Consider the following 14575-nt stretch of genomic DNA (forward strand, 5'->3'; position numbering starts at 1 on the left):
CAGGCAGCCCGTCCGGCCAGCAGCAGGACGGCGGCGGCAGCCAAGACGCGAGGGAGTCCGGCCAGTTACTAATGACCAGGAGATGTGTTGGGGGCTGCTGGCTTCCCCTGAGGCCCGATGCCCGGCAGATGCGGGGACGACCGTTGTTCGTGATGGTCCCGGTGCACTGGCAAGGACGGGCGCGCTGATATATCTCATCCAAAATGAGCATTGCTCTTGTAGTTGATCGATAAATCTATACATTAATGTCAGCAGCGCCAGTTTTGTCCGTTTGCTGCATGACAATGTCTCTTTGCAATTGAGGGGTAAGCATGAAGAAGAAGACCGCAGTTCTTTCACTCGCCGCCGTTGTCGGGGTCTCTGTCCTGTCCGCAACACCTGCCATGGCCGTGGGTACCGCCTTCGACAGCTGCGCCGACGCAGCCGCCGCCGGCATGTCCAACATCCCCGCGGGAGCACCGGGATACGGCACCCACTTGGACCGCGACCTTGACGGCATCGCCTGCGAAGAGGGCGGCGCCGGCGGCGAAGCGGTTACACCAGTGCCGAACCAGGCCGATTCCGGGCAGCAGGTCACCCAAGTGCCCGTCGGCGGCGTCGACACCGGTGTGCCAGCCGAAAACCCCGCCGACATCAGTGCAATCGCCCTGACTGGCGGCCTCGTCCTGGCAGCGGCAGGCGGCGGAACCTACCTGCTGCGCCGTCGCGCGGCAGTACGGGCCTAACACCACCTCGGTCGTAACCACCAAGGCATGACTGATTCACTACTCGGCCGCCGCGGAAGCCATTTGGCTGCCGCGGCGGCCGCTTTGATTCTCTTGGCGGGCTGCGCCGCTCCCGCAACGGAACCAGCCGTCCAAGCCGCCCCGACCAGCCCAGCCTCGACGGCAGCTGCCCGGGCAGAACACCCGGCCCCAGAACCAACACAAACGACAAGCTCCGCCGCAGCTGCAACAGAACAGCCGAAGTCAGCACCTTCTGTCGTGCCCAAGCTGGAGAAGGTTCAAGAACCGATCCTGCCGGAATCAGCGCCGGTCACCGTGGCCATCCCGTCGCTTGGCATGCAGTCCCAGCTGCTCAGACTTGGTCTGCAGAACAACGGCACCCTTGAAGTGCCGCCGGGAGATCCGGGCTCGCCCGCCGGCTGGTACATCCATTCCCCCACACCAGGGGAACGCGGGCCAGCCGTGCTCCTGGGCCACGTCAACGCCTACGGCAACGGCCCCGGCGTCTTCGCCGGCCTGCGCGAGCTGAAAGCCGGAGACACCATCGAAGTCGACCGTGAGGACGGCACCACTGCCATCTTCACGGTCGACCGCGCTGAGGCCTATTCCAAGGACGCTTTTCCCACTCAGACGGTGTACGGGAATACGGCCGGCTCCGAACTCCGTCTGATCACTTGCGACGGATACGATTCCGCCACCGGCCGATTCGACGACAACTACGTGGTCTATGCCAAACTTCTCACTTGATATCGCAGCGGGCGTACTTGGATCGGGAGTCCCGTCATACGGATTACGCGTGACAAGGGGTTCGGATTCATCACCCCCCCCGGACGGTTAGATCAGGGTGCGTAAGGCTTGCCGCAGTCCCGCAATCGTTGTATCTGGGCTTCATAGTGATTGAACCATGCTCGGGTCGGCAGCTGTTAGTAGAGCGCCGAGCAGGCCGGCAGCGATGGACTTCAAGACTTCATCTGCCACGCCAAAAAACCAAGGACCGTGAAGCTCATCGCTACGCCGATCAGGATAATGAAATCAGCGTGCGTTTATGGCCGCGGGCCGCAAGTGGATCTTCACGGATCATGGCGTTAGCAGTACGAGGGCAACCAGTCAGAGCTGGATAAGCTGCTCGATCACCCGCGGGATGGCGCGAGGTGGTTCTGTCTGGAAACTTGGCCAGTTGGGCCGCAACACGTGCGACCTTCTTGCCCTGAAACGATCTCCAGTTGGCATTTCGGTCAGGTACTGCAACTTTGCCGGAGCCTAAGACGAGGAAGGGCCTACGACAGCTCGTTCAGGAGAGGGAAACGAAGCATCTTCTTCATTGCCTTCTGTCAGTTTTCCGTAGATAAGTTGCTGGGCTACTTCGGTGAGCATATGCAGGCCCTTAACCATGTCATTGTCTGTGGACAGTTCCCGTTCGCAGTGGGAGACGCCGTCGACGCTCGGGATGAACAGCATGACCGTGGGGACGATGGAGTTCATGGCGACAGAGTCGTGGCCGGCCATGGTTGCAAGGCGCCGGGTGGAGAGACCGAGATTGGCGGCGGTTTTGGCGGTCAGCTCCAGCCCGGACTCGGGGTAGTGCTGAATCTGGCGGACGTCGAAGTCATTGACCCGGATTTCGATGTCGTGCTCGCGGGCCAGTGCTTCGATGTCGCGCAGCAATTTTTCCCTGGCTGATCGGACAATCACGGGGTCGCCGGAGCGCAGGTCAGCGACGAGATGGACGCGGCGCGCGACGACGATGGGTGAGTTCGGTTCTACGAAGAGCCGGCCGATGGAGGAGACCAGGGCCTCCTCCTCGTAGTCCTTGGTTACGTCGTGGACCATCAAGACAATCTTGGACGCGGCAATAAGTGCGTCGTGGCGGTCGGCCATGGCGGTGGCGCCGGTGTGGGACTGCTCGCCCAGTACCTCGATATCGAGTTTCTGGGTGTACCAGCTGTGTTCGACCAGCCCGATGTCGATGCCTTCGCGCTCGAGGATCCGTCCCTGCTCGATGTGGATCTCGGCATACGCCGCGGGTATCGGACGCGGGTCCGTCCCGAGGAACCCGATTTCGGACAGGGCCTGCTGAACGCTGATGTTGTCCGGGTCGACAATGGCGAGCGTCTCGTCCTCGTCGAAGAGTCCTGCGAAGACCGAGCTTCCCATGAGTGAAGGGGCGAACCGGCTGCCTTCCTCGTTGAACCAGTTGACGACGGCGAGGTTGAATTTAGGCGCCTGTTCCGTGCTTTTGATGCGACGGTTGATCTCCTGGGCAGCGTGCATCGCCGCGACTACGCCGTAGGCCCCGTCGAACCGTCCAGCCAGGGGCTGGCTGTCTAGGTGGGAACCGATGAGGACATAGGGGGCGCCCGGAATCCATTCGATGAGTCCAAACATGTTGCCGATGCCGTCCACGCGCAGCTCGTATCCTGTGTTCTGGATCCACTGGGCGAACCAGGTTCGGGTGGCCGCGTCGTTGGCCGTCGCGGCCTGGCGGTCCACGCCATTCTTGGCGGTCGCGCCGATGGTCGCTACGTAATGAAAGTCTTGCAGGAAGGAGTGAGCGTTCATGGGGTGCAAACCTTTCGTCGTTTATCTAGTTAGGTTTATGGCAAGAAGTCGTTGTCAGGGAGCCCTTTCGAGGGCGGTCCCGGAGTTCTAAAGCCTGTGAGGCCGTCTCCTCCTCAGGCTTCCGGACTGCTGAGGCTGGGGGCCGCCAAGCGATACGGTGCGCACCCCGGCACCTGCTCTAGCACTGCCGCAGCCTCACTGACCACCCGACTGGCGTCCGGTCCCGCGGCGATCAGCACCAGCGCCTGTCGTTCGGGGGGCAGCCGGTCGTCGGGCCGTGTGCGCACGTCTACTCGTCCGCCGGCTAGCTGGATAACATGCCAGGTCCCGTCGTAGTCCTGGACAACGCCCTTGGCCCGGACCAAGCACGCAGATTGTGAGGCTAGCGCGCGGGTGAGTGCGTCCACGTCAACGGGCTCCGGGCACTCGAGTGTGGTGGTCGCGTGAGTCTCCGCGTGATCCGTCCCGTCGTGGCGGTGCGTCACCCAATCAGCGCTGGCCTCGTCGTCGACCGCCTCCCGTGCCGGTGCGGCGAGGGCTTCAGCTGCAGTCGCCCCCGGATCAGTGAAATTCTGCAGGATCAGACGCGCCTGCGGCGCCGCTGCATGGCACGCCTCCGCGGCGTCCTCGGTTTCGGCGGTCAGGGCCAAATCGGTCTTCGTCACCAGCACCACCTCCGCCGCGGTGAGTTGCCGTGCCACTGTGTCGCCGACGTACTCGTCGCGCAGGAGCCGCCGGATGGCGGTCGCGTCTGCGCACACCAGCACCGGGCCGGGGGAGAAGCCCGGGAAGTCCCGCCACATTGCGAGCTGGCCGGGGTCACCGACGCCGCTGACTTCGCAGAGCACATGGTCAAGGTCTCCGCGGGCGGCCAGAGCGGTCATCGTGCGGGACGCATCGTCGCTGATCTGGCAGCAGATGCACCCGTTCGTCAGCTCTATCGTGTCCCCGGACGCCGAGGCGATGAGGTCCGCGTCGATGTTGACGCTTCCGAAATCGTTGACAACGACGGCAGTGCGCCCCGGCAGCACGCCCGCCAGCAGCCGGTTCACCAGAGTGGACTTTCCCGAGCCAAGGTAGCCGCCGATGATTCCCAGCCGGGCGGTCACAGAGCGAGCACCCCCGAGAGGGCCGCAACCTTCGTAGCGTGGTGTCGGCCGCCGACTACGGTGCCAAGGACATGGATGTCGCCGATGCGTTCGGGCTCGACGGCGAGCGGGTCCTCGGCCAGGACGGCCAGGTCCGCGAGCTTCCCCGCCTCGAGCGAGCCGACCTCGTGATCCATCTTCAGCATGTACGCTCCGCCGATCGTCACGGCCTCCAGCGCCTCCTGCACGCCGATCCGCTCATGCTCGCCCATGACCCGCCCGGAGACCGTCAGCCGCGTTACTGCGTGCTTCACGGAGTGCAGCGGGCCGAGGGGCGTGACCGGAGTGTCCGAATGCAGGGAGATCGGCACCCCGAGGCGCAGCGCCGTGGCGGCCGCGTTCATGCGGTGGGCCCGGTCCGGGCCCACCGTGATATCGATGTGCTGGTCACCCCAGGCCCAGATGTGGTTAGCGAAAATGTTGGCGCACACGCCCAACGCCGCCATGCGCCGGTACTGCGCCGCAGTGCTCATCTGCGAGTGCGTGCAGGTGTGGCGGTGGTCGGGACGAGGGTACGCAGTCAGGATGGCCTCGAGCGTTTCCAGGAACAGCTGGGTGGCCTGGTCGCCGTTGCAGTGCACGTGCGCCAGCAGCCCGGCCCGGTGGAACGTCTCGAACGCCTCGAGGAACTCCTCCGGGCTGACGTTCCAGATCCCGTTCGGCTGTCCGCCGTGGTAACCCGGCTCCAGCAGGCGCGCGGTGAAGCCCTGGATGGAGCCGTCCAGCATGAGCTTAACGTTGCCGAAGCGCAGCTTGTCCGTGGATAGCTCGCGCAGCCGCACGAGCCGATCCGCGGCCTCCGGCAGGGACAGCGCGACTGGGCCAATGCCTGCGCCGAAGTGGAACACATTCAGGCGGGCAGGAAAGTCGTCGTCGACGACCGAGCGGTAGAGGGCGACGCCGTCGTCGTCCATCAGCAGGCTCGAGCCCAGATCCGTCAGCGTCGTGGTGCCCGTGTTCACGCCTTCCTGCGCGAACCGGCGCAGGGCCTCGGGACCGATGTTCAGCAGACCCGAGCCTTCGACGAGCTCGCCGACGAGCCCCATCGCCGCGAACTCCTGCAGCTCCCCAGTGGGCTCGCCGGTGCCGTCCTTGACCACGCCGGCGACGCGCGTGGACGCGTCGATCCCGAACCGGCGAAGCACCGCCGAATTTACGGCGCACACGTGCCCGTTGGTGTGTGAGACGTGGATAGGTCGCGTGGTGGAGACCCGGTCCAGCTCCGCTGCGGCCAGTGGCTGGCCCGGGAAGTAGATCGGGTCAAGGCCCCACGCCATCAGCACCTCGTCCGGGTCTTGCAGCTCGGCCTCGGCCGCGCGCAGCCGGTCCAGAACCTCGTCGATGGTGCGGCAGCCGGGCCAGCGACGGCCGTCCGGGTCGATCCGGTCCACGAGGCCCACGTAGGTGTTGGCCCAAACGTTGCCCGAGCCCGCGTGACTGTGGGCCTCAACGAATCCGGGCAGCAGGACGGCGTCAGCGTAGCGCTCGTCCATCACCGCGCCCGGGTAGGCCATGAGTTCGGCAACGGAGCCGACGGCGCGGATCCGCTCGCCGCGCACGGCGACGGCTTCCGCCGCAGGGCGGGCCGGGTCCATGGTCCGGACGATGCGGGCAGGGTAGACAGTGGTGTGTTCCAAGATAGTCCTATCGGTTGGTTTCCTCTTTCAAGAGCGGTCCGTGAACTGTGAAGCTAGTGTGGCCGTCTCATCCCCGGGGCTTGGAATTGATCGTTGTTGATGCGGAATCGCGCGGGGCCGCGGCATCCGGAGCAGAGTCGGCCTCTGCTAGGAGGGCTTCGGCGGCTGATGCGACTTGGCCTTCCGCCGGGGTCTTGTCGCTCGTAAGGCGGCCACGCCGGAAGGCGTGGAAGTACGCGATGACGGTTTCGTCGTCGGAGTGGCGCGTAGCGAGGCTGACCACGACGAGCAACACGGCGGAGGCCACGAGCCCCGGGGCGATCTCATGGATGCCGAACGGCGTGCCGGCGAGGCGCCACGCCAAGGAGGCGACCAGGGCACCGATGGTGCTGACGATGACGCCGGCCTTGGTGGCGCGCTCCCAGAACATGGCGGCCAGCACGGGTGCGACCAGCGCAGATGCCGTGAACGCGAGGGCTATCTGGTAGATGGCGATGATGTCCTTGACCAACAATGCGATCACCAGGCCGAAGACGGCCATGAAGCCGACGGACAGGCGGGAGACCTTGAGGATCTGGGCGTCGCCGGCCTTAGGGTTGATCCACCCCTCGTAGATGTCCTTCGAGATGTTGATGGCGCCGCTGAGCAGGAACGAGGTGGCGCCGGTGAGCAGCGCCGCCAGCAGCGAGACCATGAGCAGACCGCCAATGGAGCCCGGGAAGATCTCCGCGATGAATGACGTGTAGATGGCGTCCGGCGCGGTGCCTGCCGGGAACGCCTGGACCGCAGTGATGCCGATGAAGATTGCTAGGAGGCCGATCACTCCCGAGATGATAAAGCCGACGACGACGGCGGAGACACCCACCTTGGTGGACTTCGCGGCAGTGAGGCGCTGCCACGTTGTCTGCCAGACGAGGTAGAAGGGGCCGAAGATCAGGAACCAATTCATCAGCTCCATGAAGCCGATGCTGCCGAAGCTGACCAGGTGCTGCGGGGTCGCTGCGGCGACGACCCCGGGACCGCCTACGTAGGCGATGCCGATGACTAGCGTGAGCACCACGCCGGCCAGGATGACTATGGTCTGGATGGCGTCCGTCCACGCCACGGAGGGCATCCCGCCGATGAGGGTGAAGACGAGGGTCACGGCGAAGCCGAGGACAATGCCCCAGAAGAACGGCAGGTCGGTGATGGAGGAGAGAATCGAGCTCATGCCCACCAACTGCATCCCGAAGGTGGGGGTCATATAGAGGAAACCGATGATCAGCGCCGGGATCAGGGCGGAGATTTTACCGAATCTGCGGGCAAACAGCTCCGGGACGGTGTAAAGGCGCAGCTTCCGGATCACCGGCCCCAGGACCAGCATCCCAACGATCGTGAACAGCACGAAGCTGATGACCGTCACGAAGTACGAGATCCCCATCTCGAAGCCCTTGCCGGCCCCGCCGATAAGCGCAGCAGAGCCTGTCACCGTGGCGATGATGGAGCCGCAAATCGGGAAGAAACCGAGCTTGAAGTCAGCCATCGCATAGTCGTCTGCCGTCTTGACGGTCTTCGACGACCTCAAGCTAACGGCAAACAAAAGGAGCAGAAATCCAACAATCCATACCAGATACCAGTTCACGGGCAGTACCGCCGTTCCAATCGGAGCTCGACCTTACTAAATTCGCACAGTTGATGCGGAGTCTCTTGATGAGGGTTACGGAGTCCCTGTGTAGGTGCCGCGGCTCACCACCAAGCCATCCACCATGTGTTGTAAATCACCTTCGCGGTGTTTCTGGGCGGGGGAAAGATCCAGATTGCCTGGGTTTATTGGGGACCAGCACCTTTGAACCGCCGTTTTCAGGGACCGCTAGCTCATCGATCGGGGCAGGATGTGCGCCACGATGCTTAGGGAAACCCGACTTCGTAGTGGGCCGGTGCCCTCTCAGCCCGGATGGATTGCGCCGTGAAATAAACCCGACGCTCACCAACTGCCACCGATTGGAGGACGCCATCGGAGCGGTTGACAGGTCAGGCCTCCTCGTCTGCGCATCGCGGCGTCGCCGCCGGATCTTCCTGGGGCAACGCCGGCTGGCTGACCCCCGCGTTGACCCTGCCCCTGAGCGAACCGGCGGTCCTGCGCTACGGCCTCAAGGCCATGCTCGATCCGTCCTCCCCGCTCTACATCCCGCTGTCCGCCAACCCGCAGCTGCTGCGTTTCCTGGTCGGCTTCGCCCGACACTGCACGCCCGGTAAATGGCGTGAGGCGATGGAGGTCTTCACCGAGGTCAACCGCACCGGTATGGACGCCTACGATGAACTCGCCGAAGGCGGCAACCTCCTCAACACTTCACATCAAACAACGACGACGGCGGCCGGCACCGTCGGGAGCAGCGCAGCCTCCGGCACCACCACAACCACCACCCGCGCCGGCACCACCACTATGACCGCCGCGCCCACTGCCGACGGCCCGGTCCGCGAGCCCACCAAGCGCCGGCGGGCCCCGCTGCTACAGACGCCCTCGCCTCGCGTGCTGTGGTTGCCGGCGGCCTGGTGTACGCCACCGTCATTCCCCGCCGCGAGGATGGCAGCATCGAGACTGGCAACGTCAATGATCATCACTGGTCTGGCTGGTGCATCAGACCATCTATCTGACTGATATAGCGGCCCGTGAAGTCTTCAACCAAATCTATCAACGTGCTGTCGCGGTCATTTCCCTCGCGATGTGCCGTCGAGTTGTCCGCCCTCGCGGTCGAAGGGATGAAGGGAGAAGTGACTGCCGTCGGCGCCGTATGAGCCTTCACCACCGACGTTCCCTGGAACCGGAGCCAGCACCTTGTCACCGCCGCGCACTAACGGGGCGTCCGCTGCCACTTCCAGAAGGTCCACCTCTCCGCAATCCCACGAAGCGCCTACTGGTGTCATATGCGCCGTTATCGGGCGTTGCAACACCGCTTCATTGAGCGCATTATTGCCTCGGCTAACTCCTTTCGCTGCGTCTGCTATCTGCTGGTTGTCTGCGCGTGTTCGGTTTCGTCGAAGCGTTCGAGGTCGTGGTTGAGCCCTTCGTAGACGTCGGGCCGTTTCCTGCGGAGGTACGCCGCGTGAAGGAGCCCGCCGGCCAGTGCGGCAAGCAACAGGAGCGGGAGGGCCGCGATGACGGGTGCGTCGGAGCCGGCGAGGGTCGGGAAGTTGATGATGGCCAGTACGACGATCACCGTGAGTCCGAGAAGGCCGATGCCCGGAGCGACGAAAGTGGAGAACATCCGGGGGTCGCGGGTGCGGCGGAAGTGGACGACGATGGCCAGCGCTGCGAGCAGCTGGAGGGTGATGATGCCCAAAGTGCCGAAGCCGGTCATGCTCGGGACCAGGGAGATGATTGGATCGAGTCCGGCCAGGGCGAAGAGCCCGGCCACGGCGGTGGCGAAAATGAACTGCACGATCGACGCGCGCTCCGGAACCCCGTTGGCCCGGGTGCGGCTCAGGCTCCGCGTCAGGATACCTGCACGGCTGAGGGAGTAAATGTACCGTGTCGCCGAGTTGTGCAGGGCCATGAGCGCGGCGAAGAGGCTGACCAGCAGAAGCGCCATCATCATGGTGGTGAGTGTTGTTCCGAGGTAGGTGCTGGAAAGCGAGAAGACGAGGTCGCCCGCCTCCAAGTGGTCGAGGGCGGTCGTTTGGGCCTGGGCGGCACCGGTTGCGCTGACGATGGCCCAGGTGGTGAACGCCGCGAAGACTCCGATGAAACCGATGGCCGTGAAGGTGGCGCGGGGAATGGTTCGTTTGGGGTCGCGGGCTTCTTCGCTGAACAGTCCGGTTGCTTCCACGCCGACGAAGGCGTTGGCAGCGAAGAGGAAGCCGATGCCGACGGCGCCGGTGAAGGCGATTTCGGGCTTGAATACGCCAAGGTCGAAGCCGTGGGTGAAAAGCACCGCGAAGTCGAAGACGAGGAGGATGAGCACTTCGCACACAAGGGCGACACCGAGCACTTTGGCGCTGAAGCCGATGCCCTTCCGGCTGAGGGCGAAGGCCGCGACGACGGAGATGATCGCCCAGAGGTACCAGTGGAGGTCGAATCCGGTCAGCTGCGCGATGACGATCTGCGCGAAGAAGCCGATGGTGCCTACAGCGCCGGCAACGAAGAAGTTGTAGCCGATCATGGCAATGAGGCCGGTGACAAGCGCCGCCGGCCGGCCGAGTCCCTTGAGCACGAAGGCATAGAATCCGCCCGCGTTGACAAGCTCGCTTGACATGCGGGCGTACCCGGTTCCGAAGAGCAGCAGTATTGCCGTCACGGCGATGAACGAGGCGACCATACCGCCGCCGTTGCCGAGGGCGATCCCGATTGCGGTCACGACGACGATGCCGGTCAAGGGGGCCACGGCGGCCAAAACGAGGAAGGCGACGCCGAAGACGCCCAAGGAGTTCGTTGACAGGGCGTCTTGCTGGGTGTTGGTGGTAGGGACGGTCATGGGCCGGCCTTTCATTTCTGGTGGTTTAGGCAGGGAAGGAGGATCGGCCGGTATAGCCGAAGTCGGAGAGCAGGTTCACCCCGTTGACCGCGCGGGAGTGGCGGGAGGCCAGGTATCCCACGGTCCATGCGATGTCTTCTGCTGTCTGGACGGGGTAGGCGGCGTCGGCGAAGGTGTCGACGCCCAGGCCGCGGCGGGCCATCGGCGTGTCGACGATGGATGGGCACACGCTGTTGGCCCGGATGCCGTGGGCGTCGAAAAGCTCAACGGCCAGGGCGCGGGTGAGCTGGACCAGCGCCCCCTTGGACGCGTTGTAGGCCAGCATTCCCGGTACGGCAACGAAGCCGGAATCCGAACCGATGATCACGATGCTGGCATTCTCGGCGCGCTTGAGGTGGGGCAGGGCATGCCGGACCGCCAGGAAAGTGCCCGTGACATTGATATCAAGCACTTCGCGGAAGGAAGCGGTTGTGACGTCCTCGCAGGCCGCCCCGATCTCCCCTTCCGCGCCGGCAGCCGTGACCAGGGCGTCGATTCCGCCCACTTTTCCGGCCAGTTCGTCGATGGCCGCTTGGATCCGGAGTTCGTCACTAACGTCGGCGCAGACTGCGGCAAGCCGGCTTCCCGCTGCCGGGCCCAGTTCCGTCACGGCAGCGTCCAATCGATGCTGGTTTCGTCCGATGATACCGACGCTGGCACCGGCGTTGAGGAAGTGCCGCGCGACGGCCAGGCCGATCCCCGAGGATCCGCCCGTAACGACTACCCGCCGGGGAAGTCCGTTGTCAGTGGGTTGGGCCGTCATGCTTTCTACTCCGCTCTGTTCGCTCCGTACCGGCCCGATTGGACCGCCGTGCAGCGAATTTACCCGTGTGATTCAGGTCATGGGAATACATGTCTAATTTCCAGAATCGAAGTATGGAAATCAGAATGGTATTTCGAGAAGCGGTCTGCGATGCCAGTATTAATTCCAGAAGCAAAGCTCGGCCCGTGAGGGGCATTATCGAAAGGATCACCATGACGAACCTGTCCCGCGAGGCCGCGCTGTCCGTCGCCCGGGCGGCCCTGCCGTCCTTTGGAATCGGCGCCGATGCGTCGGTCGATTTCGTGAAGCGCCGGGAGAACGTGGTCTTCCGTGTAGCGGATGCCCGGAGTTCATATGCGCTGCGTGTCCACCGGCATGGGCATCGCAGTAACGCTGAAGTGCGCACGGAGAATGCGTACATGCTTGCCCTGCGCGAAGCCGGCGTACGGGTTTCCGAGGTCGTCCCCGCCGCCAATGGTGAACTCTTCGCGGTCGTTGCCGACGGGCAAGGCCGGAATCACCAGGTGGATGTCCAGCGGTGGGTCGAAGATTCGGCACCGCTGGGGGACGCCATTGAAGCGTGGACGGGGACGGAGCAATTGGAAACCGGGGCGTTCGAAAAGCTCGGGGATTTCTGCGCCCGCTTCCACCTCGTGTCCCGGGAGCTGGGAGCTGTCCCGGGCTACGCGCGCCCGGCCTGGGATGCTGATGGCCTGGTGGGGCAGGCTCCGCTGTGGGGTGACCCGCGCAGGCTGGCGGAGATGGAGGATGACCGTGCAGTGATCGGGGAGGCCATGGACGGGATCCGACGGACCCTGAAGAACCTTGGTACTGGCCCCGACGTCTACGGTGTCATTCATTCGGATTTCACCCCGGAGAACATCCTCCTCGCCCGAGGGGAACTCACCCTCATTGATTTTGACGACTTCGGTGAGGGGTGGTGGCTGTTCGACCTCGCCACCGTGCTGTTCTGGTACCACCGCCATCCGCGCGCGCAGGAGTACCGGAACGCCCTGCTCGCGGGCTATGAACGGCATCTGGTCATCCCGGAGCAGGCCCGGACGGCTCTCGATGCCCTCATCCTCGCCCGCGGCCTCACCTACCTGGGATGGGCCGCCGAACGCCCCGAGGACGAGACCAGCGCGTTCCTGCGTGCCGAAGTCCTGCCGGTCGTCCTGGAACTATGCCGCGAATTCACCAGCAATCCCACGACGCCTGAAGGGGATCCCTTGCCCGACCGTGACCGGCTCCTGCTCGCGAGGCGCGCGGAGACCATCGGCCCCTACTCCCCGCTCTTCTACGACCGGCCGCGGCACTTCGTCGCCGGTGAAGGCGTCTGGCTGACCGACGCCGACGGCCACCGCTACCTCGATGCCTACAACAACGTGCCGCAGGTCGGGCATGCCAATCCCCGCGTTGCGGATGCCGTATGGGCGCGAATGCGCACCTATAACGTCCACACCCGCTACCTGAGCGAGCCGGTCGTCGAGTACGCCGAACAATTGCTCGCGACCTTCGACGCTCCGCTGGACCGCGTCTACTTCACCAACAGCGGATCCGAAGCGAACGAACTGGCGCTGCGCATCGCGCGACACCGGACTAACCGCAGCGGCATCATGGTCACCGACCACAGCTACCACGGCAACACGATCACGCTGGCCGCGCTGACGACCGGACTGCCGGTCTCCGAACCGTTCGGCGAGCACGTCCGCGCCATCAGCATTCCCGACCTCGACGATCCCCGGTCCACAGATCCCGATCGGCGGCTGGAGACAGCGTTCGCCGAGATCGACGCGGCGATCGCCTCGCTCGAGCAGGCCGGGCACGGCATAGCAGCCCTGCTCATCGAACCGGCCTTCACCACCGAAGGCCTGCCGCGGCTCCCTGAAGGCTATCTTGCCGGGCTCGTCGAACGTGTCCACGCCGCCGGCGGCCTCGTCATCTCCGACGAGGTCCAGGTCGGCCTCGGACGCCTCGGCGACGTCTGGTGGGGCCACCAGGCCACCGGAATCAACCCGGACCTGGTCACCCTCGGCAAACCGCTGGGCAACGGATACCCCCTTGGAGGTGTCGTCACCAGCAACGCGATCCTCGAGGACTTCAGCAGCGCCAACCTGTACTTCAACACCTTCGCCGGCACCCCTGCCGCAGCAGCAGCCGGACACACTGTCCTGAACGAGATCAGGGACCGGGACCTCATCTCCCGCACCGGCGATCTCGGACGCCACGTGGCAGAACGCCTGGATGCGCTCGTGGCAGGCCACCGGCACGCAGCCGCCGCGAAGGGCCGCGGCCTGTTCTTCGGCCTGGCCCTCGTCGACGAACACGGTCAGCCCGACGGCGCACTGGCCAAACGCATCGTCGAGGCGCTCTTGCGCGAACACATCCTGATCAGCCGCATTGGGCCTCACGAAAACGTCCTGAAGATCCGCCCGCCCCTCGTCATCGAAAAGGTGGAACTCGACCGGGTCATCGACGCCCTCGATTCAGCGCTCGTCGCCGAGACCCACAGCCTGGCGGGACGGGCATGAACACCACCTACCCGTCAGCGGCGCAGAGCCAAAACATGTCTGATGAGCCCGGGCTCGATGATGAACATGCGGGACCTTCGGTCTCGCTGCGGAAACGCCAGCAGCTGCGCACCCGCCAGGACCTGGTCCGCGCTGTCATTACCGTCATCAGCGCCGGGGGACTCGGCGCCGCGACCATCGAGCGCATCACCAAACGGGCAGGGGCTTCACGGGCTACCCTGTATGCGCACTTTCCCGGCGGCCGTGCCGATCTCATCGCCGAGGCGTACCAAGCGGTCGGACGGGACCTGATCGAGGCAGCCGAACGCGACGCCGCCCGGCACAGCGACTGGATCGACCGGCTCTGCGCGTACCCGCGGGCCATGCTCGGACTCTCCGCTCAACGCGAGCTCGGCCTCTTTTACAACGTCTCGGGCCCCCAACTCGTCGGCATGCAACGCCGCGGCACCGGATCCCAGCGCACCCTCGACGCCCTGATTGCCGGACTGCTACAGGCCCAGGAGTCCGGCGAAGTGTCACCACAACTCGATGTAGAAGCGATCGCGGCCCTCCTCGTCGGCGCGATTCGCGAAGCAGGAATCGATACCTCCCGCGATCCCTCGACCGCTCCACGCCGCCTTGCCGCGTTCCGGCAACTGCTGGAAGCAATCCGCATCTGAACGACCAGGATTTCCAGCAGCCCTTTTACCAACTCCTGCCTGACGGCGGCAGGTACACATTTG

Annotated in this window: 11 protein-coding genes; 5 read left to right on the top strand and 6 right to left on the bottom strand. The window is 64.6% G+C overall.

Going from position 1 to position 14575, the window contains the following annotated elements; genetic code table 11:
* The first annotated feature begins 311 nt into the window (after window positions 1-311).
* Both J5251_RS05655 and J5251_RS05660 read left to right on the top strand, forming a co-directional pair.
* Window positions 312-725 (top strand): excalibur calcium-binding domain-containing protein, encoded by a 414-nt coding sequence (locus J5251_RS05655; RefSeq protein ID WP_208575440.1) that lies wholly within the window; start codon window positions 312-314, stop codon window positions 723-725.
* A gap of 258 nt (window positions 726-983) precedes the next feature.
* Window positions 984-1472: a class F sortase gene (locus tag J5251_RS05660; protein ID WP_244250809.1), complete on the top strand. Its 489-nt coding sequence runs from the start codon at window positions 984-986 to the stop codon at window positions 1470-1472.
* 513 nt (window positions 1473-1985) lie between these two features.
* On the opposite strand, the gene J5251_RS05665 is transcribed toward J5251_RS05660, so the two are convergent.
* The 4 genes from J5251_RS05665 to J5251_RS05680 all read right to left on the bottom strand — a co-directional run bounded on the left by J5251_RS05665 (window position 1986) and on the right by J5251_RS05680 (window position 7591).
* On the bottom strand, window positions 1986-3284 hold the full coding sequence (locus tag J5251_RS05665; RefSeq protein WP_208575442.1) for a M20 family metallo-hydrolase: 1299 nt from the start codon (window positions 3282-3284) through the stop codon (window positions 1986-1988).
* Between the two features lie 113 nt (window positions 3285-3397).
* Window positions 3398-4393 (bottom strand): CobW family GTP-binding protein, encoded by a 996-nt coding sequence (locus J5251_RS05670; protein ID WP_208575443.1) that lies wholly within the window; start codon window positions 4391-4393, stop codon window positions 3398-3400.
* Window positions 4390-6069, bottom strand: a complete 1680-nt coding sequence (locus tag J5251_RS05675; RefSeq protein WP_208575444.1) for an amidohydrolase — start codon at window positions 6067-6069, stop codon at window positions 4390-4392. The genes J5251_RS05670 and J5251_RS05675 overlap by 4 nt, the downstream gene beginning before the upstream one ends.
* 67 nt (window positions 6070-6136) lie before the next feature.
* Window positions 6137-7591 (bottom strand): sodium:solute symporter family protein, encoded by a 1455-nt coding sequence (locus J5251_RS05680; RefSeq protein WP_208575445.1) that lies wholly within the window; start codon window positions 7589-7591, stop codon window positions 6137-6139.
* A gap of 480 nt (window positions 7592-8071) precedes the next feature.
* Here J5251_RS05680 and J5251_RS20565 point away from each other — a divergent pair, with 480 nt between their 5' ends.
* The gene (locus J5251_RS20565; protein WP_348272967.1) at window positions 8072-8707 is read left to right on the top strand and encodes a hypothetical protein; all 636 of its coding nucleotides are present in this window, start codon (window positions 8072-8074) and stop codon (window positions 8705-8707) included.
* Window positions 8708-9050: 343 nt separating this feature from the next.
* On the opposite strand, the gene J5251_RS05690 is transcribed toward J5251_RS20565, so the two are convergent.
* Together J5251_RS05690 and J5251_RS05695 are read right to left on the bottom strand one after the other, a co-directional pair.
* Window positions 9051-10520: an APC family permease gene (locus J5251_RS05690; RefSeq protein WP_208575446.1), complete on the bottom strand. Its 1470-nt coding sequence runs from the start codon at window positions 10518-10520 to the stop codon at window positions 9051-9053.
* A gap of 25 nt (window positions 10521-10545) precedes the next feature.
* Entirely contained in the window at window positions 10546-11322 is a 777-nt protein-coding gene (locus J5251_RS05695) for an SDR family NAD(P)-dependent oxidoreductase (protein WP_208575447.1), read from the bottom strand.
* 212 nt (window positions 11323-11534) lie between these two features.
* On the opposite strand from J5251_RS05695, the gene J5251_RS05700 reads away from it, so the two are divergent.
* Both J5251_RS05700 and J5251_RS05705 read left to right on the top strand, forming a co-directional pair.
* Entirely contained in the window at window positions 11535-13853 is a 2319-nt protein-coding gene (locus J5251_RS05700; protein WP_208575448.1) for an aminotransferase class III-fold pyridoxal phosphate-dependent enzyme, read from the top strand.
* A gap of 35 nt (window positions 13854-13888) precedes the next feature.
* Window positions 13889-14512, top strand: a complete 624-nt coding sequence (locus J5251_RS05705; RefSeq protein WP_208575449.1) for a TetR/AcrR family transcriptional regulator — start codon at window positions 13889-13891, stop codon at window positions 14510-14512.
* Window positions 14513-14575: the final 63 nt, after the last annotated feature.

The organism is Arthrobacter crystallopoietes, assembly GCF_017603825.1.
GTDB classification, from domain to species: Bacteria; Actinomycetota; Actinomycetes; order Actinomycetales; family Micrococcaceae; genus Crystallibacter; species Crystallibacter crystallopoietes_B.

Excerpts from the sequence above, each read along its gene's own strand:
- J5251_RS05655 (WP_208575440.1), top strand. The coding sequence starts at position 312 with ATGAAGAAGAAGACCGCAGTTCTTTCACTCGCCGCCGTTGTCGGGGTC.
- J5251_RS05665 (WP_208575442.1), bottom strand. The coding sequence starts at position 3,284 with ATGAACGCTCACTCCTTCCTGCAAGACTTTCATTACGTAGCGACCATC.
- J5251_RS05680 (WP_208575445.1), bottom strand. The coding sequence starts at position 7,591 with ATGGCTGACTTCAAGCTCGGTTTCTTCCCGATTTGCGGCTCCATCATC.
- J5251_RS05690 (WP_208575446.1), bottom strand. The coding sequence starts at position 10,520 with ATGACCGTCCCTACCACCAACACCCAGCAAGACGCCCTGTCAACGAAC.
- J5251_RS05695 (WP_208575447.1), bottom strand. The coding sequence starts at position 11,322 with ATGACGGCCCAACCCACTGACAACGGACTTCCCCGGCGGGTAGTCGTT.
- J5251_RS05700 (WP_208575448.1), top strand. The coding sequence starts at position 11,535 with ATGACGAACCTGTCCCGCGAGGCCGCGCTGTCCGTCGCCCGGGCGGCC.
- J5251_RS05705 (WP_208575449.1), top strand. The coding sequence starts at position 13,889 with ATGTCTGATGAGCCCGGGCTCGATGATGAACATGCGGGACCTTCGGTC.